Here is a 20,037-nt window from a genome sequence, read left to right as displayed (position 1 = left end):
CTGCCGGAGGGTGAGAGTCCGGCAGCACCGCCCACGAAGTGGTTGGGCGGGCCGAGGGCCGGGCGGGCCGGCCGCTGCTCCGCCGCAACTGCCGACGCGACTCAGTGGGTGGCGAGCCGGGCTCGGGCGTCAGGCTTCAGGGGCGACAGCAGGCTCGGGGCGGCGATCAGGTGGTGAGTCGTGGGGTCCAGCAGGCGAGGATGCAGCGCGAACACCGTCGCGCCCGGCGGCGGGTTCAGGTCGTCACCCGAGAGCACCGCGACGAAGTCGGCGCGCTGAGCGGCATCGGTGTCCCACACGCGGTCTGGTTCCCGGCGGGTGGTGAGGCGGTGGGCGAAGGTTGTGGTGTCTTCTTCGGGGGTTCGGACGTAGCCGACAACTGAGCCGTCGGCGCAGCGGACCACCACCTCGTCGGTGCGGGCCGCTGCGTGCCAGCAGGCGATCTCCCAGAGCGAGACGCGGTCGCCCGAGCCGTGGACCTCCTCGAGCGCGGCCGACATCAGCGCGAGCTGGCCGGCGTACTTCGCGATGCTGTGCCGGTACCCGGCGGCGCTCAGGTTGACGTCGTACCAGCGCAGCTCCTTGGTCTGCAGGTCGACGCCGAACGGCATCAGGATCTTCGCCGGGCCGGTCAGGTCGAAGCGGTCCTCGACGGCCATCGGGTCGAACAGCTCCGCCGGCTGTCGCATCACCCCGGCGAAGCCGCGCTGCAACCGGTCGAACGGGACGTTGTTGTAGCTGAAAACGACGGGCAGTAGATACCGCCCGCCGACTCGCCGGACGGCGACGAGATCGAGGTCGACGAACTCCGTCGCCCCGAGCGGACCGGGCGCCGACGTCAGATCGCCGGAGTGCACCAGCGCGTCCTGGTCGAAGCGGAGCCGGGTGTAGTCGCACAGCCCGACGAACCGCCACTCGGTGTCGAAGACGGCGACCGACAGGTCGAGATCGACGCGCTGCGTCGGCGGCTCCTGCCAGTGCAGGAACAGGCGCAGGTGGTCGTCGAGCGGGATCGGCTGGGCACTCCCCCGGGTCATCCGCAGCAGCGTCGACGACGTCGCGCGCTCGGAGCCGGGTGCGGCGAGCAGGCTCAGCTCCTCGTCGAGGAAAGCGCGTCGCAGCCGCGGCAAAGCGCTTGCCCTGCGCAACAACTCGGCGACGATCAGGCCGGCCAGCGCGGTCGCGAGCGGCGCCGGGAGCGGGTCGCGCTCGTCGACCGTGGTCCAGACCTTGGTGGTGCCGCCGCGGGGGAAGAACAGCCGCAGATCGCCTGGTGGAGTGCGGATCTGGCCGAGCGCGGCGGTGAGCACGACCGGTGAGACGTCGGAGACCGCCGTGCCGAGCGCTTCCACCAGTACGCCGTGCGCATCCGGCGGGAGGACGCGCGCCAGGTGCACGAGGCGCCGCACCAGATCACCTGGTCGCTGGCGCAGCAGGTCGAGCGCGGCGACCGGCCGGTTGTCGGCGAAGGCGCCCTCGAGGCGGCCGGCGAAGGTGTTCGTCTTCAGCTGCACACCGCCGCCGGGGACGGGCTCCAGCCGGAGCCACGGGTGCCGGGCGGCTTCGGACAGTACGGCGGGGTGCGCCGAGGTCAGCGTCGTCCGGCGGATCAGCGCGAACGCGGTCGCGGCCGCCGGGTAGCGCTCGGCGTACTCGAAGGGGTGCAGGTTCTCGGCGATCCGCTTCCAGGCGCGCTCGTGGCGGAGCAGGTCCTCGACCAGAGTCTCCAGCGGGATGAGGTCGAGGCGGGCCAGGACAGTACGCCGTACGGCGCGCGGGAGCGAGCGGCGGCGTACGGGGGCGGTGCGGAGGCCGGGGTCGGCGTCCATCAGCGCGTACAGGAGGCGCAGTACGTCGGTGGCGGTCTCGAGCTGGTCGACGACCGACGGGTGCCGCTGCATGAGCTGGGCGACGACGACCGCGCGGGTCTCGCGGACGGGGATCTCCGGTGGGAGCCAGCTCGGGTCGGCGTCGTGCAGCAGGACGGCGAGGTCGGCGCGATCCACCACGGACAAGGGCGATCGGCGCGCGAGCAGGTCTGCGGCGGTGGTCTGCGCAGCGCTGGGCGGAGCCAGCCCGAGCAGGCGCAGCCGATCCCCGTCGACCGGACCCGGCACCTCGTCGTACGACGGCTCCAGGAACGGGTCGTCCTGGTCGATCCGCCGCAAGCACAACGGACACGCGCTGAAGTCCGCGCCGTCCCAGCAAGCGCGGCAGACCAGATGCGCGCACGGGGACACCGGATGCACCTTGCCGGTCTCGCCACACAGCACGCACGGCTGCTCCGGCCCCTGCAGCAGCCTGGCGAAGACCCGGTTCACGTAGAAGGTCTCCGTGTTGCCTGGCACGCTCTCCGGGAAGCCGCGGAACAGCGGGACGTGCTGGGCATCAGCACCCGACTCCTGGCCGAGCAGCGCGAGCAGGTCGCGGCCGAAACCGGTCAGGGCCAGCGGGTTGAGGCCGGCGGCGTACCGGTAGAGAGCGACCGACATCAGGAAGCCGCGCTGGATCAGGTCGGCCTGCAGCGCGCCGAGACCGGTCTGTGTGCTCAGCGGACGCTTCAGCCACTGCCAGGCGGAGCGGCGGACCGGTGGCGTCAGGCGGTCGCCGTCGACCAGGCGCCGGCGGCGCAGCAGCACCGCGGCGAGCGCGTCCGGCATCGAACCTCCTGGCAGGCGAAGGAGAGCAGCGCCAGGGGCGGAGAGCGGACGCGCTACTTGGCCTTGGAAAGGAGAAGGAAGCACGTCCAGGAGCCGCCCCTGGCCAGAAGAACGCTACCGGGAGCCACCGACAGTTTGCTGCGATCCGGGGAGAGATTCTCGAACCCGGGAGAAGAGCTCCAGTACCAGGGTCGGGGCCGCCCCGCCCAGACCCCGGTACCGAAGGACTCCAGGATAGAGGGCAGGGACAAACGCATCGACACCCGGGCCAGGGATGTGGCACTGATTCGCCGTACTCAAACCCTTGATCCACGCCTGGTGTCGGCAAGGTCACGCCGAAGGGATTCCCCTGTCGTCACAGCGGGCAGGTGTGGCAGCACTGATTGTGGTTAAGGTCTCTGCATGGTCGGTGGGGTGGGGGTGGAGCGTGCGCGCTGGCGGGACGTCTTCGGGCACACGGAGTTCCGGGCGTTGTTCCTGGCCGGGATCCTGTCCGTCGCCGGTGACCAGCTGGCCCGGGTGGCGTTGTCGGTGCTCGTCTACGAACGCACCGCGTCGGCCGGACTGACCGCTCTCACCTACGCGCTGACCTTCATCCCGGACCTGGTGTTCGGGCCGCTGCTGGCCGGATTCGCCGACCGCTACCCGCGGCGTCAGGTGATGATCGTCACAGACCTGGCGAGGGCTGTAGTCGTTGCAGCGATGGCGATCGAGGCCCTGCCGCTGTGGGCGGTCATCGTGCTGCTGCTCGGTCTGCAGGCGTTCGGCTCGCCCTTCAACGCAGCACGCGCCGCCACGTTGCCAGTGGTACTACCGGGCGACCACTACGTGCTGGGCAAGGCCGCCAACGACATGGTGGTCCAGTTCAGCCAGGTGCTCGGCTTCGGAACCGGTGGAGTCATCGTGGTCGCCGTCGGCGTCTCCGGCGGTCTGCTGCTCGACTCCGGCACGTTCCTGCTGTCCGCACTGCTCATCGCCGTCGGTGTCCGCAGCCGCCCGGCTCCTCCGCAGGAAGGCCGCAGCGAGCGAGCACGCGGCAGCTACTTCAGCGACCTGGCCGCAGGCACCTCCCTGGTCCTCCGTACGCCGAAGCTGCGCGCGCTGATCGCCCTGGCGACCATCGCCGGCTTCTACGTCACCGTCGAAGGCCTCGCAGTCCCGTACGCCGACGCGATCGGCCAGGGCAAGGAGGCGTCGGGCCTCCTGCTGGCCGCCAGCCCGGCCGGAGCCGTGCTGGGCATGTGGCTGATCACCCTCCTGCCGCCGGAGCGCAGGATGCGGCTGATCGGTCCGCTGGCGGCAGGGGCGTGCATCCCACTGGTCCTGTGCGCGTTCGAGCCCGCGCTGCTGCCCACCGTCGGGTTGTGGGCGCTGTCAGGGCTCGCGTCGGCGTACCACCTGCCCACGAGCGCCGCCTTCGTCCAAGCCGTACCGGACCACCAAAGGGGGCAGGCCTTCGGTGTGGCCAGTACCGCGCTGAAGGGCAGCCAAGGACTCGGCATCCTGCTCGCGGGAGCGCTCGCGGAACCGTTCGGAGCACCGCTGTCGGTCGCCGTGATGGGCACCGCGGGCACGCTGGCCGCGGTCGCGGCAGGCGCTGCCTGGGCACGCGCCCGCCGAGCTGCGACCGAGCCCGGAGAATAACGGAGCGGTAAATCCCGAATACCGTTCCGGAATCACCGGGTTTGAATGTAAGAGGGCAGTAAAGATTTACCGACCGTCACCAGTCGTTGCTGGCCGTACGAACATTTCCGCAGAACCAGTCGTTGCTGCCGCCGGTGAACCAGTCGTTGCTCCCGCCGACGAACCAATCGTTGCTCTGACCAGCGAACCAGTCGTTGCTGCCACCGGTGAACCAGTCGTTGCTGTGGCCCGTGCCGCGCGTCGTCTTAGCCATGGTTCTCGACCCTTCCGAACAGTTGAATGAGGATTCCCCCGGGGGTGGGGGTGACCTGAAGTGAGCAACCCACTACGATGTTCGTAATACCGTTCAGGCTGAACAGTGTGAGGCTAATGATGATTCTGATCGGTCGGAGCGGTTGGGTGCCACCCCGGCAATGGAAACTGTGGTCGCTGCCGCCCTCGGCGCTCGGTTACGTGCTCGCGGTCGACGCGGTCGCGCTGGCCATCACTGCCCTGGCGGTGCGGTCGTCGGTGCTCGGCGGCCCGATCAGCACCGCGGAGTGGACGGCGTTCGCCGTCCTCGCGGTCGCGTCCACGCTGCACCTGGAGTCCGCCCGCGGGATCGAGCGGCGCCGGGAGATGGCCGCCAACACCTCTCCGCACACGAACCTCAAGTGCCTCTGGTTCTTCGCCAGCCTGCTGCTGCTCCCGCTGTCGCTGGTGATCCCGCTGATCGTGCTGTCCTACGTGTACTCGTGGTTCCGGGTGTTCGGGCGCACGATCGCGCACCGCAAGATCTTCTCCAACTCCACCTGCATCCTGGCCAGCGCCGCTGCCGCTGCCGTACTGCGCAGCGGCGGTCTGCTCACCGAGCCGCGGGTTCCTACGGACTTCTGGTCGCTGCTGGTCGTCCTGGCCGCTGCCGCGACCTGGTGGCTGGTCAACTACGCGCTGGTCGTCGGCGCCATCCTGATTTCGTCGCCGGAGGCAACGGCCAAGGACGCGCTCGGCGAGCTGTCGCACCAGCTGGTGATCTGCGCCGGTCTCGGGCTGGGCATCGCGATCGCCGCGCTCCAGTCGTCGTACCCCTGGGTCGTGCCGGTGCTGATGGTCACCGTCCTGGCGCTGCACCGGGACCTGCTGCTCCCGCAGTACCAGCGGGCCGCCGGTGTCGACGTCAAGACCGGCCTGGCCACCCCGTCGTACTGGGCGAACGCAGTACCGGCCGAGCTCGCCCGGGCCGAGTCGCTGCGCAGCAGCGTCGGGCTGCTGATGCTGGACCTGGACAAGTTCAAGGAGATCAACGACACCTACGGACACCCGGCTGGTGACCGGGCGCTCCGCGCTGTCGGTGAGAGCGTCCGCGCCGAGGTCCGACAGGGCGACCTGGTCGCGCGGGTCGGTGGCGACGAGCTGGCGGTGCTGCTGCCCGGCGCCTCCGAGGGCGAGGTGCTGGAGGTCGCCGAGCGGATCCGCGACCGGCTCAGCGCCCTCACCGTCTCGGTGGAGACGGCCGCCAACCGTACTGCGGTGATCAGCGGCGTCCCGGCCTCGTTCGGTGCCGCGGTGTACCCCGACGTCGCCGGCACCATGGACCAGCTCGTGCTGGCCGCCGACAACGCCCTGCTGACCGCCAAGCGCGGTGGCCGCAACCAGATCGTCTCGGCGCGGCCCGGTCCCCCGCTGGACCACCAGTCCATCGACAACTGACGCACGCCTAGGGCGTGCAGGGCTCAGCACAGGTGTGGTCATCGGCGGGACCTCCCACCTGTCTGGTGCCCGCCTGAGCCCCGCAGCTAACCCGTCGTGGCCCAGTCGTAGTCCTCTCGGCGCTACTCGCCTGCCACGCGGTCGTCAGCTGACGCGGATCAGGGCCTTGCCGACGAGTTCGCGGCCAGTCATGGCGCGGTGGGCGTCGGCCAGCTCGGCCAGTGGGTAGACGCGGTCGACGACCGGGACCAGGTCTCCGGCAGCGGCTCGGCGGAGGACCTCGTCGGCGCTGACGGTGGTCGTGGTGGTGTCGACGCGCAGGTCGAGGATGCCCTTGACGGTGATCCCCCGGCGCGCCGCGTCCGCTTCGTCGTACGCCGCGAAACCGCCGCTCGGGGCACCGTGCGCGGAGAACCAGCCGTGGTCGGCGGTGACCGTGAAGGCGGTCGCGCCCAGGGTGCCGCCGGCGCCCTCGAAGACGATGTCGGCACCCGCGCCGTTGGTTGCCTCTAGCACCGATTTTTCCCAGCCTGGTTGGCTGTAGTCGATCACGACGTCGGCGTGATGGGCCCGGACGAGGCCGAGCTTGGCCCGACCGCGGGCGGCGGCGATGACGTGCGCGCCGGCGCGGTGCGCGAGCTGGACGAGGAGGATCCCCATGCCGCCTGCGGCTGCGGTGATCAGGACATGCTTGCCGGTCAGGTCGGGGACCAACTCTTCGAGCATGAGCGCGGTGTAGCCGTCACCGGAGACTGCGACGGCGGTCTCCAAGGTGAGGCCCTCGGGGACCTCGTGGAGGCCGTCCGCCGCGGCGACGGCCTGCTCGGCGTGCGCGCCAAAGGATGCTGTCCGGCCGGTGACGGTCTTGCCGATCCAGTCGGCGCTGACCCCCGCACCGACCGCGCGGACGACACCGCCGAACGAGTTGCCGGGCACGTACGGCGGAGTGACGTCGAAGAACCCGCCGTGCTGGCCGGCCCGGATCGCCGTCTCGACGAAGATCAGGTCGGTCAGCTGGACGTCGACGAGCACCTCACCGGCGGCGGGAACGGGTCGGGGAAGGTCCTGGATCTGGATCACGCCGGCGTCGCCGAAGGCGGTCACGACGGCGGCTCGCATGGTGGTTGTCATGGGTCGCAGCCTGGTACCTGAACGATGGTTGAGGTCAAGCTGTCGGTGCGGCCGCGTACATTGCGGGGCGTGGTCGAGGTGGTCTTCCTTCCCGCCGACCCGCCGCGCGCGGGCCGGCTCGCGCTGTACGGCGACGGCGTGCGCGGTGACGAGCGGATCGAGGTGGTGCAGCCGCGGGGTGAGCGGGTCCGGCGGGTGACGGTGCCGGCGAAGCTGCTGAGCGTTCGGGAGGCCATTGATCATTTGAGTCTTGATGAGGTGAACGCGAGTCTCAGTGGGCGGGCTTGGGCTGCCGCTCTCTGGGCGGGCTTCGCCGTGATCGGCCGCGGCCGCATCGTCCCTGATGCGACCCCCGCGGGCTTCGGCGCCTGGCGCGTCGCTCCGCTCGACCCCACCGACCGCGGCTGGCTCAAGAACCTCGCCGCCGCGATGCCGGCGTACGGGCATGCTCTGCCGGTCCCCGGGTCGAAGCCGCTCCGGCTGGTCGCGCCCGACGAACTGGTGCGCGCGTTCTGGGACGCGCTGGCCGACACCCTCGTCCGCACCCCCGCAGCAGCGGTCGCCGTACGAGCTGGTGCAGCAGCGTTCGCCGACACCGAGCCGCGCGAGCTGACCGGCCCCACCGACTGGCTGAGCGAGACGGCGCTCGCTGAGGAGGCCGGCGCCCGCCTGGTGCTCCGCATCGAGCCGCCTGACCACCTGGAGGACTTCCGCGCAGTGCTGCAGCTGCGCAGCGGAGTAGACCCGAGCCTGCTGGTCGACGTGGCCGACGTCTGGAGCGCACCTCCCGCCGTACTGGCAGCGCTGGGTGAGCGAGCCGAGACAGACCTCCTCCTGGCGCTGCGACGCGGCGCACGCGTCTGGCCACCGCTGACAGCAGCGCTGGAGGACGCAGCGCCCTCCGACATCACCATCGACGACGACGCACTTGACGACCTCGCCACCGACAGCACCGCGCTGGACGGCGCAGGCATCGAGGTGCTCTGGCCGGCCGAGCTCTTCGCCGGTGAGCTCGCCGTACGAGGCGCAGTAGCAGCCACACCGACTCCGACAGCGGTCAGCGGCCCCGACTTCACGCTGCACGACCTCCTGGCGTTCAAGTGGCGCCCGACACTCGACGGCTCCGAGCTGACCGAGCAGGAGATCACCGCACTGGCCGAGGCGAAGCGGCCGATGATCCGGATGCGTGGCCGCTGGGTCCGCATCGACCAGGACCTCGTCCGCAAGCTCCGCCGGGGCACGTCCCGCAAGCTGACCGGTGCTGAGGCGCTGGCGGCCGCGCTGACCGGCCGGGTCGAGGTGGACGGGGAGCTGGTCGAGTTCGAGCCCAGCGGCTCGCTGGAGACGATGGTGGACCGGCTGCGAACAGCAGAGGAGCCGCAGCCCTTCGCTGAGCCAGCAGGTCTCCGAGCAACGCTTCGCGACTACCAGCGGCGCGGTGTCGCCTGGATGGCCCAGCTGGCTGAGCTGGGGCTCGGCGGCTGCCTCGCCGACGACATGGGCCTGGGCAAGACGATCCAGGTGATCGCGCTGCACCTCCACCTGTCCGGCCGCGGCCGCGGGCCGACGCTGGTGGTCTGCCCGTCGACGCTGCTCGGCACGTGGGAGCGCGAGTTCGCCAAGTTCGCGCCCGACGTCGCCGTCCGCCGGTACCACGGCACCGCCCGCTCGCTGAGCGATCTCGGCGCCGACGAGGTCGTGCTCACGACGTACGGCGTCGTCCGCCAGGACCACCGCGTGCTCGGTGAGATCGGCTGGGGCCTGGTCGTCGCCGACGAGGCGCAGCACGCGAAGAACCCGCTGTCACGGACCGCGCGCACCCTCAGAACGTTGCCCGGAGCAACCAGAATCGCGCTGACCGGGACACCGGTCGAGAACCGGCTGTCCGAGCTGTGGTCGATCCTCGACTGGGCCGCGCCCGGCCTGCTCGGCACGCTGGAGCGGTTCCGGCACAGCCTCGCCGTACCGGTCGAGCGGTACCACGACGAGGAGGCGACCGCCCGGCTGGCCCGCGTGACCAGGCCGTTCCTGCTCCGGCGGCGCAAGTCCGACCCGGGCATCGCGCCCGAGCTGCCGCCGAAGACCGAGCACGACGTCGTCGTACCGCTGACGACCGAGCAGGCGACGCTGTACCAGGCTGTCGCGAAGGAGACGCTCGCCAGGATCGAGCAGGCGCAGGGGATCGAGCGGCGCGGGTTGGTGCTGAGCCTGCTCACTCAGCTCAAGCAGGTCTGCAACCACCCGGCGCAGTTCCTGCACGAGCCCGGCCCGCTCCCCCGCCGCTCCGGCAAGCTCGCTGCGTTGGACGAGCTGCTCGACGTCATCCTGGCCGAGGGTGAGTCGGTGCTGATCTTCAGCCAGTACGTCGAGATGGGCCGGCTGATCGAGGCGCACCTGACGACGCGGCAGATCGGCTCGCTGTTCCTGCACGGCGGCATCGGGGTCCGGCGGCGCGAGCAGATGGTCGAGCAGTTCCAGTCCGGTGAGCAGCAGGTGTTCCTGCTGTCGCTGAAGGCCGGTGGGGTCGGGCTGACGCTGACCAGAGCCACGCACGTCGTGCACTACGACCGCTGGTGGAACCCGGCGGTCGAGGACCAGGCCACCGACCGTGCCTACCGGATCGGCCAGGACCAGCCGGTGCAGGTGCATCGGCTGGTCACGGAGAACACGTTGGAGGACCGGATCGCTACGGTCATCGCGGCCAAGCGCGACCTGGCCGACGCAGTGGTCGGCTCGGGCGAGGCCTGGCTCAGTGAGCTGTCCGACACCGAGCTGACGGAGCTGGTCGAGCTGACGACGGCTCCGGTGCCGGCTGGTGCTGCCAGCGTCCACAACCCTTCTGCTGTGGGGAAGAAGCCATGAGTACGCCGTGGCAGAGCTGGCGCCGGTCCAGCGACAACGCCGGGCTGCCAGCGGCCAAGGGGCCGGGTGCGCGCAGGCCGTTCGGTACGACGTGGTGGGGCAAGGCCTGGGTGGAGGCGCTGGAGCACCGAGCCCGGCTGGACCCGGGGCGCCTGGCGCGCGGCCGGTCGTACGCGCGGCGCGGCAGCGTGCTGGAGCTGGTGGTCGACCCGGGCGTCGTACGGGCGGAGGTGCAGGGCAGCCGCGTCACGCCGTACGGGGTGACTGTGGAGATCAACGCGTTCACCGACGCCGAGTGGGACTCGGTGCTGGACGTGGTGTCGGCGCAGATCGGGCGGGTGGCGGCGCTGCTGGACGGTGAGCTGCCGCCGGAGCTGCTGGACGACGTACAGGCTGCTGGGCTGGAGCTGCTGCCGGGTGCTGGTGAGGTGCGGACGGCGTGCAACTGTCCGGACTTCGCTGTGCCCTGCAAGCACTCGGCGGCGGTCTGCTACCTGATCGCGGATGCGCTGGACGACGACCCGTTCGCGTTGCTGCTGCTGCGGGGGCGGAGGCGGGACGAGCTGTTGGAGGCGCTGCGGGCTCGGCGGAAGAGCAGTGCTGCTCCGACAACTGCCGTCAAGGTGAAGCCTAGCGGCGTACTGGCTCGGCAGGCGTTTGCTGCGACAGCTGCTGCTGTGCCGACGCCGCTGCGGCCTGGTGGGCAGGCCGGCGTACCGGCTGCTGTGCTGGCGCTGGGGCCGCCTCGGTCGTCGGGTGTTGAGGCGGCTGACCTGGTGACGCTGGCGACGGACGCTGCGCGGCGCGGGTGGGAGCTGGCTGTTGGAGACGGCGACGGTGGGTTGTCGCTGAGTTTTGAGCAGGACTTGGCTCGGCGGGCAGCAGAGGTGCTCGGTCGGGCTGCGCTGGCGGACCTGGCGCATCGCGCCGGGATGTCCTCGCGGAAGCTGACGAGCTGGGCGGTCGCCTGGCGTGAGGGCGGAGCCGGCGGGCTCGCGGTGGCTGCCGAGGCGTTCCAGCCGGAGCCGGGAGCGCTCGCTGAGGGCGAGGCGGCGCTGGCGGCCGCAGAGGCCGACAGTGGTCGCCTGGCGGGCGCTAGTCGCGGGCCTGCTTGGGCCGACGCGCCCCGGGTCGACAGGAACCGGGTGACCTCGGGGCGCCGGCAGCTACGGCTCGGACGTGACGGGCTGTGGTACCTGTTCGCCGAGCACTTCGGGGACTGGACGCTGACCGGTCCCCCGGCGGCAGACCCGTGGTCGCTCAGCGACGCCGGAGGCCGGTGAGCTCCTCCAGGACGGGGATCAGGCGGTCGGCGATCGCGGCGTGACCGGCGACCGACGGGTGCAGACCGTCGGTGCAGTCGGCCTCGGTGATCCAGCCGGTGGTCGCGACGTAGTGCACCGCCGCGTCGTCGAGCGACTTCACGCCGGTCTCGATCTCGGCGGCGTACTTGCCGCTGAAGGGGCTCAAGGCAACGATCGTGCTGGTCGGGTACGCCGTCCGGACGACGCGGACGTAGCCGGCGTACTGGTCGGGGGTGAGCGTGTCGTCGTTGACGCCGAGGTTGAGCACGACCAGGTCCGGGGCGGCGATCCGGAGCGCGCGGGAGCCAGCGAAATTCCAGCCGAACGACTCCGGCCCGGCCGGGACCCCACCGTTACCCGGCTTCACGACGCCCTGGCGCCCGAAACCGACCTGGTACGCCGAGGCGCCGAACGCGCGCGCGGTCAGGTACGCGAACGCGCGCGTCCCGTCGGCGCCGGCCGACTCCGGGTCCGCGCTCAGCGCGCGAACGCCCTGCGTGATCGAGTCGCCGTAGAACTCGAACCGCGGACCGCCCGGCTGCGCGCCGAGCCGCAGCGTCGACCGGTCGTTCAGGACCAGACCGGCGAAGCTGACCGCGCAGGCGAACGGCGGCTCCCACCGGTTCACGAACTCGTTGACGTCCTTCACCACGAGCTCGACCGTGTGCCGGCCGTCCTCGACGTCCAGCTGCAGCACCGGCTCCTCGATCAGGTGCAGCACCGGCTCGCCGTCGTCCACGGTCACCCACAGGTGCGGCGCGACCTCGAGACCGTCGGTGTCGAACAGCACCTGCAGCCCGGTGCCGCTGAAGCCGAACGCCATCCGCGAGCCGGTGTTCACGGTCACGGCCAGGCCCGGCTGGTGACCCCACTGGCCCTCCAGCAGGATCCGCGGATCCCCCGGCGCGACGACTTCACCCGGTACGAACGGCACGGCGACTCTCCCTGTTCGGCGACGACCGGCCAATTCTCGCCCGGGCGTGGGATCGGTGGGCGAGCGGGTTGTCCACAAGCTGCCGGTCAGTCGGTTTTCGGTCTGGTGCCCCCGGTCGCTAGAGTCCCTTGTCTGGTCGCCGATTCGGGGCGGAGACCGACGGGAGGAGGTGCGATGGACGCCACGTTGCTGGACGCCGAGGCGGAAGCCGCGGTGCTGCGGGTCTACCGGCAGGTGTTCGCCGTGCTCGCCCGCGAGGCCGGCGCGATGATCGTCGACCCGGAGCTGCTCGACGTCGACCAGGCGATCCTGGACGCGTTCGCCGAGGCCGGCAGCGACGGGATGACCGTCGAGCAGGCGACCCAGGCCTGCCGCGCGTTCCCGCACGACCTGGTGGTCCGCCGCTTCGAGGTGCTGCGCCAGTACGGTGCGATCACCAAGCTGGTCGACCGGCCCAACGAGCTGCGCCACCGCGCGGCGTTCGCGCCGTACGTGATGCTGATGTTCCTGCGCCGGATGTCGGTCCAGGGCGGCCAGGGCGAGCTGCACCAGCTGCTCACGCTCGAGGCGCACAGCGTCAGCGACCCGCGGGCCACGCAGGACGAGGGCCAGGCATCGATCCTGCGGCTGACGAAGGTCTTCCGCCTGCTCGGGAACGAGCTGGCCATCCTGGTCTCGACCAGTACGACGGCGCAGCTGCGCGAGAACGCGCAGCTCGCCTGGGGAAACGAGCGGCTGATCGAGCAGGCCGAGAAGGTGCACCGGACCGTCCTCGAGCGCTGGCCGTCACTGCACCGGGACTGCACCCAGCTGCGGATGGCGCTGGCGGCGTACGCCGACGCGGTGCAGCTCGCCGCTGGGCGGCTGGTCGAGCGAGCCGGGACAACGCGGGCGCTGGGGCTGCTGCCGATCGAGACGTGGCTGTCGTTCACGCGGGGTAGCGAGACGGAGGTGTTGGCCGGCGTACTGGATGGGTTGCTGTTCGACGCCGCCGCGCCGGACTTCTCGCCGGAGACGATGCTGGAGGCGGTCGAGACCGGTCGGCGTACGGGGTCGGCGCGGATGGCGCCGCCGCGACCTTCGGCGGAGACCGAGGCGCCTGAGTCGGCGGCCGCGACGGATCGCGAGGATCTGCGCGCGGAGGCCGAGCGGGTGCTGGCCGGACGGTCGAGCGTGGACATCGTGGCCGTGGTGGACGACGCCGGGGACTGGGTGACCGCGCGGCGCGTGCTGGCTGAGCTGACCGCGGCGCACTTGCACGACGAGCTCGACTACGAGCTGGTGTGGTCGGACGGGATGCGGATCGATCCGTCGGCCGGGACGCCGTGGGCGACCGAGGGCGTGTTCCGGCGGGTGGTCCGATGACGTCGGAGGTCGTGGAGAACGGGCGGGTGTACAACGCGCTGTGGTGGGCGAAGGTGCAGTCCGGCGGTGCTCTGAAGGTCGATGTGGACACGCCTGCGGTCGCCGGTCTGGCGCGCGCTGTCGAGCCGGACGGGTCCGGGGTTTGGGTCCTGCCGATGCTTCCTGACGGCGCCGGCCACCGGGTGCTGGAGGAGCTCGGCGCTCCGCCGGTCGCGGTGGAGATGCCGAACGAGACGGCGCGGGTGCTGTCGATCTGCGTCGCGTGCTGCTGGACCGAGCGCGATGCTTCGGCTTGGCCTGGTGTCGTGGGGACGCTGACTCAGATCAAGGCCGTGTACGCCGGGATGCGTGGTCGGCCTGAGCAGTCGAGTGATCTCACGCTGATCATCGGGAGTCTGCGGCGGTTGGCCGCCACGCAGTGGATCCTGTGGGACGAGAAGAACGGCGAGGTCCGGTTGGGGCCGCGGACGATCACGTGGGGGGTGAGCGACCTGGCGACGCTGCGGGAGATCTGCCGGGTGCTGCCGGACCCGCCGGCCGCCGTACTGGTGGAGCGCAAGGCGGAGACGCCGGCGGATCCGCTGCCTTCGGACGAGGCCGACGCGGCTACTGCTGACGCTGCCCCCTCGGTTTCCTCCCCGGAGGACTCCGTTGACTGACCAGCACGCCCTCTTCGACCCGATCCTGCGCGACCTCAGCGACCGTTCCCGCGACGAGGTCCTGGCCGCCTTCAGCGCAGTCCAGTACGCCGCCAACCCGGTCGCCGAAGTCCAACTCCCGGGCCTCCGCGACGTCACCCTCCGCCGCCAGGTCCAGAAGATGCTGACCCTGATCGGTCGAGTGCTGGTGAAGGTCGACGGCACCCACTGGACCTCCGGCTACGCCGACGACGTCGCCGAAACCCTCACCGCCCAAGGCTGGCAGCCGCTGTCCGCTGTCGACCGCGCTGTACTGGTCCTCGTGCTGATCCACTCGGTGGCGATCCCCCGCAGCGAAGGCATCCTCACCGGCGACAGCTGGAAATCAGCCCGCCCCACCACCGTCGACGAGCTGCGCACCACGAAGATCAGCGGCGAAGAACGCCGCCTGGCCCTGCAGAGACTCCGCGCCGCCGGCCTGATCCAACTCTCCGGCGACCACTCCGGCGGCCCGAGCTACATCCCCGGCCCCCAACTCCAACGACTCACCCCGGCCGCCCGCCGCCGCCTCCAGGACCAGTTGATCCTCGCGGCCGCCCCAGCCAGCCCGATCGCGGAAGCCATCCGAGCCCGCAAAGGCATCACCGAAGACGAGGCACCGGCATGACCCCACCCCAGCCCGAGCAGCCGAAGGAAACCCCGAAGGCAGCCGCGCCGCCCGCGTCGCCCAAGCGCTCGAAGAAGGCAGCGCCAAGCATCGCCTCGGACGCAACCTCCGCCGCGCCGGATGTCGCGGCCGACACGCCTGCCCCCGCGACTACTCCGGGCGCTGCTCCCGCCGCCCCGGACACCGCAGGCGCGGACACCTCTGTCTCCGCGCCCCCGGAGCCCAGCGCTCCCGCAAACTCGAGCACCCCCGTGAGCCCCGAGCCCACCAGCGCGAAGCCGAAGGCGACCAAGCCCGGCGCCGCCACCGCGCCCGCGGACGCGACCGACTCCGACACGCCCGCAGCGACCCACGACGCGGATGTCCCGGCCGACCCCAAACCCAGATCCCGCCGCACCCCCGACTCCCCCGCCGACGGCGCCTTCGACATCCTCGGCTCGAAGGTCCTCCTCGGCGTACAGGTCGTCGACCTCTCCCGCCTCTCCACCCACCCGATCCCGATGGTCGGCCAAGGCCTCGTCACCGTCGCCGGCCAGGGCCCGGTCGACTCCAACGGCGCCGGCAAGTCCTCGTGGATCGCCGCCCTCTCCCTCCTCCACGCCGACGACCAGTGGCGCCTCACCAGCGGCGCTCCCGGCGCCGCCGAGCTCCTCTTCACCGCCGAAGCAGCCGGCCAGGAGGGCAACTGGTCGAACGTGGACCGCGGCTACATCGTCGGCGTCTTCTCCGACCCCGACCTGACCGATCTCGCGGAGATCGAGGCGGCCGCGATCACGGTCTGGATCCGCATCAACCGCAAGGCGTCGTACCTCGATCTGCGCTGGAAGAACGGCCTGCACGTCCCGTACGGCGCGACCGAGTCCGAGCGCGCCGCCGGCGCGGACGCCCTCTGGGCCGCCCTCCCGCACTCGAACGGCCGCACCGACTACCACGCGAACAAGCTCTCCCAGGTCCTGTACGGCGGCCAGGTGCGCTGCGTCTCGTTCCTGTCGACGTCGGTCCGTTCCAGCCCGACCGCGAACCTCCTCGCCGAGCCCTTGAACGAGCTGGGCCCGGCGCGCATCTTCAACGCGATCGCCACGCTCACCGGCCTCGACCACGAGCTGGAGCAGGAGCAGGCGCACCGCTCCGCCGAGCACACCCAGCGCGAGGCGACGAAGCAGGCGGCCGCCGACCTGCAGCGCTGGGAGCAGGAGATGGCCACCGTCGAGGCGGGCATCCTGCAGCGCGCAGCAGCCCGCTCAGCTCTGGCAGCAGCCAAGGAGTCGTGGCTGGCGCGCTGCGCCCGACACCTGGTCGACGGCGACGCCCGCAACACGGAGATCCTGCAGGAGCTGGCCACGCTCGACGAGCGCGTCGCCGAGCAGGAGGCGCGCCGCGAGGCGGTCGACAGCGAGATCGACGCGTTCGGCAGCGAGGAGAACCTCCTCCGCGACGTACAGCTGACCCGCCAGGAACGCGACAAGCTCGACGCCCGCGACCGCGAGCTGGACCTCGCACAGCGCTCGGTCCGCGAGCGGCTGGAACGCCTCGGCCAGGAGCACCGCCGCCTGGTCGACGCGGGCCGCTCCGCCGACGGCCGTGAGCTGGACGTCGCGCTGACCGAGCAGGACGAGGCGCGCGCCGTACTGGAGGAGCACATCGGCCGCGACCACGCGGCCCGGCTCACGGTCGACCAGGCAACCGCCGACCTCCGCGAGGCCGAGAGCGGCCAGACGGTATCCGCACCTCAGCAGCAGGTTCTGGAGAACGCCGGCATCGCCTGCGGCGCCCTCACCGACATCACCGAGCTCCCCACCGCGGCCCGCGCCGAGTGGGAGCCGCGCCTCGCGCCGTACAGCGAAGCCGTCGTCGTCGACGCCGACGACGCCACCCTCGCCGCCATGGCGCTGGCCGACGCGGGTTACCCAGGCTTCCTCCTCATCCTCGCGAACCGACCTGGCGACAGTACGACCACCGGTCAGTCCTCGAAGGGTCGCAAGTCCGCCGGTGGCCCGGCCTCCGCCGACTCGCGCTTCTCCCTCGACACCTTCTTCGCCACGCTCGCCGAGCGCGCCTCGAAGGAGTTCATCGACGACCCCGCCGGAGTCCTCTCCGTCGGCCAGCACGACGAACCGATCACCGGCCGCACCGCCCGCATCGAGGCAGCCCGCCGCCGCCTGGAGTCGGCAGTCGAGGCCCGCACCGACGCCGCGGCCGCCCTCGAACAGGCCCGCTCCCGCGTCCAGCAGGCCGAACGCCGTACGGCGGCCGCCCGCGCACTCGGCACCGCCTCCGACCTGCAGGAGCAGATGCTCGCCCTGCGCGAGGAGAACGACCGCCACGAGTCCGACCGCGACCTGCTCGCTCCCCAGCTCCAGGCCGCGAAGGAGTCCGCCGAGGCAGCCGCCGGCCAGCAACTGGTCCGCGACGAGCGCCTGAAGAACCTCGAAGCCACGCGCCGCGAACACGACCGCCTCCTCGACGAACTCGGCGGCCGCCGTCTGGTACTCCTCGAGGAGCAAACCGGCCTCGACCTGGTGTCCCGTACGACGGCCTGGGGCGGCACCGCCGACGAAGCGTCCGAATTCCTCCTCGCGCTCCCCGCCGACACCCAGCGCCGTACGACGGCCGACTGGAACCACCAGACCTCGACGCAACTCGACGACGTCATCCGCCGCTGCTTCCCGAACGCACGCTCCCGGGAGGAAATCCCGTCCGAGCTGTGGGAGATCCTCAACGGCGCCGACGGCTGGTCAACCGGCACCCTCGGCACGCGTGTCGGCCTGGTCCCCGCGCTGCAGCGCACGCTCGCGAGCCACCTCGCCCAGCACGAGACCTTCGACAGCCTCCAGCAACAACAAATCGCCAGCCAACGCGCCGAGCGCAACGCCGCCCTGGAACGCGCCCGCGAGGGCCTCGGCGAAGCCGAAAGCACCGCCCGCGCCCACCGGGCGTCCCTGGCCGACGGCATCAAGTCCCGCCTGCGCCTCGTCTCGAACGAGTTCGACCGCCTGGACCAGGCGTACGGCGGCTACGGCGCCAAGCTCGAGTTCCCCGAGCCCGACCCGCCGTCCGAGCCCGACAAGCCCTGGCGCTGGACCGTCACCCCCAAGTGGCGCCGCTCCGAGGGTGGCCCGTTCTCCGCCTTCAACGTCAAGGGCAACACCGCCCAAATGGACGAGAAGGCCGTCAAGCTGGTCTGCGCCGCAGCCCTGGCCGGCGGCAGCGACCGCCCCCTACTCCTCATCCTCGACGAACTGGGCCGCAACCTCGGCTCCCAGCACCGCCGCGAGGCAGTAGCCCTCTTCGAACAAATCGGCCGAGACCGCAACATCACCGTCATCGGCGCCCTCCAGGACGACATGGAACGCTACGCCCTGGCGTCCTCCCGCCTGTACGTGAAACTCCGCCGAAGCTCCGACACCATGCCCTACAACCAGTCCCCAGTCGTCAAGGGCAACGAAGACTACGCCGCGCGAGTAGAACTCCTCCGCACCTGGCTCGACTCCTACCGAGGCCCCGCCCCCACCCTCGACCTCCCCACCCCCACGCTCGACACCCAGTAACCCCCCACGCAGAGGCGACCACCAACCACCCGCCAAGCCCACCCACCCAAGCCTCGGCACCCCAAGGTCCCCTACCCCTACCTAGGCACCCTTCCCCCAAACCCACCCGGGCCTCCGCTACCCAAGGGCATTCTCCCGGGCGCCCAACGCGCCCCGAGCCCGCTTCCGCGAGCCCTCCGCCAAGCCCCACCTCGACTGAGCCACGACTCAGCCGCCCCACCTCCGCCGGGCCGAGCCTCCGCATGGCCCATCTCGGCCGAGCCATGCCTCGGCCGTCCCCACTGCCCCGTCTTTCCTTCTCTTCCCGGCCGCAGCGACCTCACCCCAGGCAACCCCACCGGCCGCATTCCCACCCCCCCAGCCCAATCCGGCCCGAGGGTCTCGGGAATCCACCCGTCGACGACGACCGTGCGCCACCCGCCGTGCGCCAGCACCCGCACCCGCACCCGCACCCGCACCCGCACCCGCACCCGCACCCGCACCCGCACCCGCACGACAACGACGTGCGCCTCCCCTCCGTCCCTCCTCATCCACCCCCTCCAACAGCCCCCACCACCACCCGATTTGACCGCGATCCTCCGAAAACCCACCCCGGTGGTCTGGACCGATCCCCCGATCCGGCAGACTAGACCCGTGACGCGTCTGCCGAACGGGGATCTCCCCCGCTCCCACCGCTCACATCTGGCCAACCCGTCATCACGCGGCGTACCGTCCGTGGGGCAACTCCAGCCGGTAACCGATCGGAGGGCGTGAATGGCGACCTGGCTTCTGCGCGCCCAGTGGTCGCACCGCGACGAGTCCGTCGAGCAGCGCGCTCTCCGCGTAGGCCGAACACTCACCGCAGTCGCCGTGGCCTTCCCCGACGTGCACGCCTGGACCCAGGACGAGCGCTGGGGCTACCACGTACTGGAGGCCGACGGCACCACTCCCCTCGAGGAGATGGTTGAGGCCACTACCAAGGTCCTGTCGAACGGTTCCAGCACCACCAGACTCCACCTCCAGAGCACCGGCGACCTGCCCTGGCTCTTCGACCTCTCCATGGGCAGCACCCTGACCACCGCGTCCGACCAGCTGACCCTCCACTGGAGCGACGAAGACGCTCTCATCCAGTCAGAGCGCTTCGCCCAGGTCCTCCGAGCGGTTGTCACCATCTGGGAGCCAGAGTGGGCGAGCATCGCCGACACCGAGCTCGCGACCTCCGCAGGCCTGTTCCGCCGCGGAATCCCCACGATGGGCTGGCTGACCTACGTCCGCGGCATGGTCGCCGGCGCCCACGGCATCGACATCGACCTGACCCCGTTCGAACGAGGGACTCTTCTCCAGGCCCCGGTAGCCCCGATCGACCTCTCACCGGTCCACATCTGCGCCGCAGCCGCCCTCGTAGGCATCACTCCCGAAGACCTCTGAACGCACGAAAGCGGCCGGCCTGACAGGCCGACCGCTCGAACGATCTGCTGACGAAGAGTCCTTGGGGAAATGTGCTGCCCGAGAGTTCTGGGGAAATGTTAAGGGCCACCCCGGTGTGGGGTGGCCCTTAACAGTGTGAATGTCCGGCGACGTCCTACTCTCCCACGACCTCCCGGTCGCAGTACCAT

13 protein-coding genes are annotated in these 20,037 nt (G+C 71.1%); 9 read left to right on the top strand and 4 right to left on the bottom strand.

Annotated features, from left to right (window positions below):
* Positions 1 to 101: 101 nt before the first annotated feature.
* On the bottom strand, positions 102 to 2,660 hold the full coding sequence (locus AB0M01_RS11485) for an MXAN_6230/SCO0854 family RING domain-containing protein (RefSeq protein WP_363668155.1): 2,559 nt from the start codon (positions 2,658 to 2,660) through the stop codon (positions 102 to 104).
* Between the two features lie 402 nt (positions 2,661 to 3,062).
* Here AB0M01_RS11485 and AB0M01_RS11480 point away from each other — a divergent pair, with 402 nt between their 5' ends.
* The gene (locus AB0M01_RS11480) at positions 3,063 to 4,304 is read left to right on the top strand and encodes an MFS transporter (RefSeq protein WP_363668153.1); all 1,242 of its coding nucleotides are present in this window, start codon (positions 3,063 to 3,065) and stop codon (positions 4,302 to 4,304) included.
* Between the two features lie 76 nt (positions 4,305 to 4,380).
* Here AB0M01_RS11480 and AB0M01_RS11475 read toward each other — a convergent pair whose 3' ends face one another.
* The gene (locus AB0M01_RS11475) at positions 4,381 to 4,557 is read right to left on the bottom strand and encodes a DEAD/DEAH box helicase (protein ID WP_363668150.1); all 177 of its coding nucleotides are present in this window, start codon (positions 4,555 to 4,557) and stop codon (positions 4,381 to 4,383) included.
* A gap of 146 nt (positions 4,558 to 4,703) precedes the next feature.
* Here AB0M01_RS11475 and AB0M01_RS11470 point away from each other — a divergent pair, with 146 nt between their 5' ends.
* The gene (locus AB0M01_RS11470) at positions 4,704 to 5,993 is read left to right on the top strand and encodes a GGDEF domain-containing protein (RefSeq protein ID WP_363668148.1); all 1,290 of its coding nucleotides are present in this window, start codon (positions 4,704 to 4,706) and stop codon (positions 5,991 to 5,993) included.
* A gap of 144 nt (positions 5,994 to 6,137) precedes the next feature.
* On the opposite strand, the gene AB0M01_RS11465 is transcribed toward AB0M01_RS11470, so the two are convergent.
* Positions 6,138 to 7,124, bottom strand: coding sequence for a zinc-binding dehydrogenase (locus AB0M01_RS11465; RefSeq protein WP_363668146.1), 987 nt, complete (start codon positions 7,122 to 7,124; stop codon positions 6,138 to 6,140).
* Between the two features lie 69 nt (positions 7,125 to 7,193).
* Here AB0M01_RS11465 and AB0M01_RS11460 point away from each other — a divergent pair, with 69 nt between their 5' ends.
* Complete coding sequence (locus tag AB0M01_RS11460) at positions 7,194 to 9,986, top strand: DEAD/DEAH box helicase (RefSeq protein WP_363668144.1); 2,793 nt, start codon at positions 7,194 to 7,196, stop codon at positions 9,984 to 9,986.
* Positions 9,983 to 11,269: an SWIM zinc finger family protein gene (locus AB0M01_RS11455; protein WP_363668142.1), complete on the top strand. Its 1,287-nt coding sequence runs from the start codon at positions 9,983 to 9,985 to the stop codon at positions 11,267 to 11,269. The genes AB0M01_RS11460 and AB0M01_RS11455 overlap by 4 nt, the downstream gene beginning before the upstream one ends.
* On the opposite strand, the gene AB0M01_RS11450 is transcribed toward AB0M01_RS11455, so the two are convergent.
* Positions 11,247 to 12,224, bottom strand: coding sequence for a GDSL-type esterase/lipase family protein (locus AB0M01_RS11450; protein WP_363668140.1), 978 nt, complete (start codon positions 12,222 to 12,224; stop codon positions 11,247 to 11,249). The two genes, AB0M01_RS11455 and AB0M01_RS11450, sit on opposite strands and share 23 nt — an antisense overlap.
* A gap of 174 nt (positions 12,225 to 12,398) precedes the next feature.
* On the opposite strand from AB0M01_RS11450, the gene AB0M01_RS11445 reads away from it, so the two are divergent.
* The 5 genes from AB0M01_RS11445 to AB0M01_RS11425 all read left to right on the top strand — a co-directional run bounded on the left by AB0M01_RS11445 (position 12,399) and on the right by AB0M01_RS11425 (position 19,849).
* Positions 12,399 to 13,589 carry a hypothetical protein gene (locus tag AB0M01_RS11445; RefSeq protein ID WP_363668138.1) on the top strand — a complete coding sequence of 397 codons (1,191 nt, stop codon included), beginning with the start codon at positions 12,399 to 12,401 and terminating at the stop codon, positions 13,587 to 13,589.
* Complete coding sequence (locus AB0M01_RS11440; protein ID WP_363668136.1) at positions 13,586 to 14,248, top strand: hypothetical protein; 663 nt, start codon at positions 13,586 to 13,588, stop codon at positions 14,246 to 14,248. The genes AB0M01_RS11445 and AB0M01_RS11440 overlap by 4 nt, the downstream gene beginning before the upstream one ends.
* Positions 14,241 to 14,894: a hypothetical protein gene (locus tag AB0M01_RS11435; protein WP_363668134.1), complete on the top strand. Its 654-nt coding sequence runs from the start codon at positions 14,241 to 14,243 to the stop codon at positions 14,892 to 14,894. The genes AB0M01_RS11440 and AB0M01_RS11435 overlap by 8 nt, the downstream gene beginning before the upstream one ends.
* 251 nt (positions 14,895 to 15,145) lie before the next feature.
* Positions 15,146 to 18,442 carry a chromosome segregation ATPase gene (locus tag AB0M01_RS11430; RefSeq protein WP_363668132.1) on the top strand — a complete coding sequence of 1,099 codons (3,297 nt, stop codon included), beginning with the start codon at positions 15,146 to 15,148 and terminating at the stop codon, positions 18,440 to 18,442.
* Positions 18,443 to 19,195: 753 nt separating this feature from the next.
* A complete protein-coding gene (locus AB0M01_RS11425; RefSeq protein WP_363668130.1) occupies positions 19,196 to 19,849 on the top strand; it encodes a hypothetical protein in 654 nt (217 codons plus the stop codon).
* The last annotated feature ends 188 nt before the right edge of the window (positions 19,850 to 20,037 follow it).

Origin of the sequence: Kribbella sp. NPDC051770, from assembly GCF_040681455.1 — a bacterium.
GTDB lineage: Bacteria > Actinomycetota > Actinomycetes > Propionibacteriales > Kribbellaceae > Kribbella.
The sequence above is the reverse complement of the archived record's forward strand: the minus strand, read 5'-3'. Positions and strand labels throughout refer to the sequence as shown.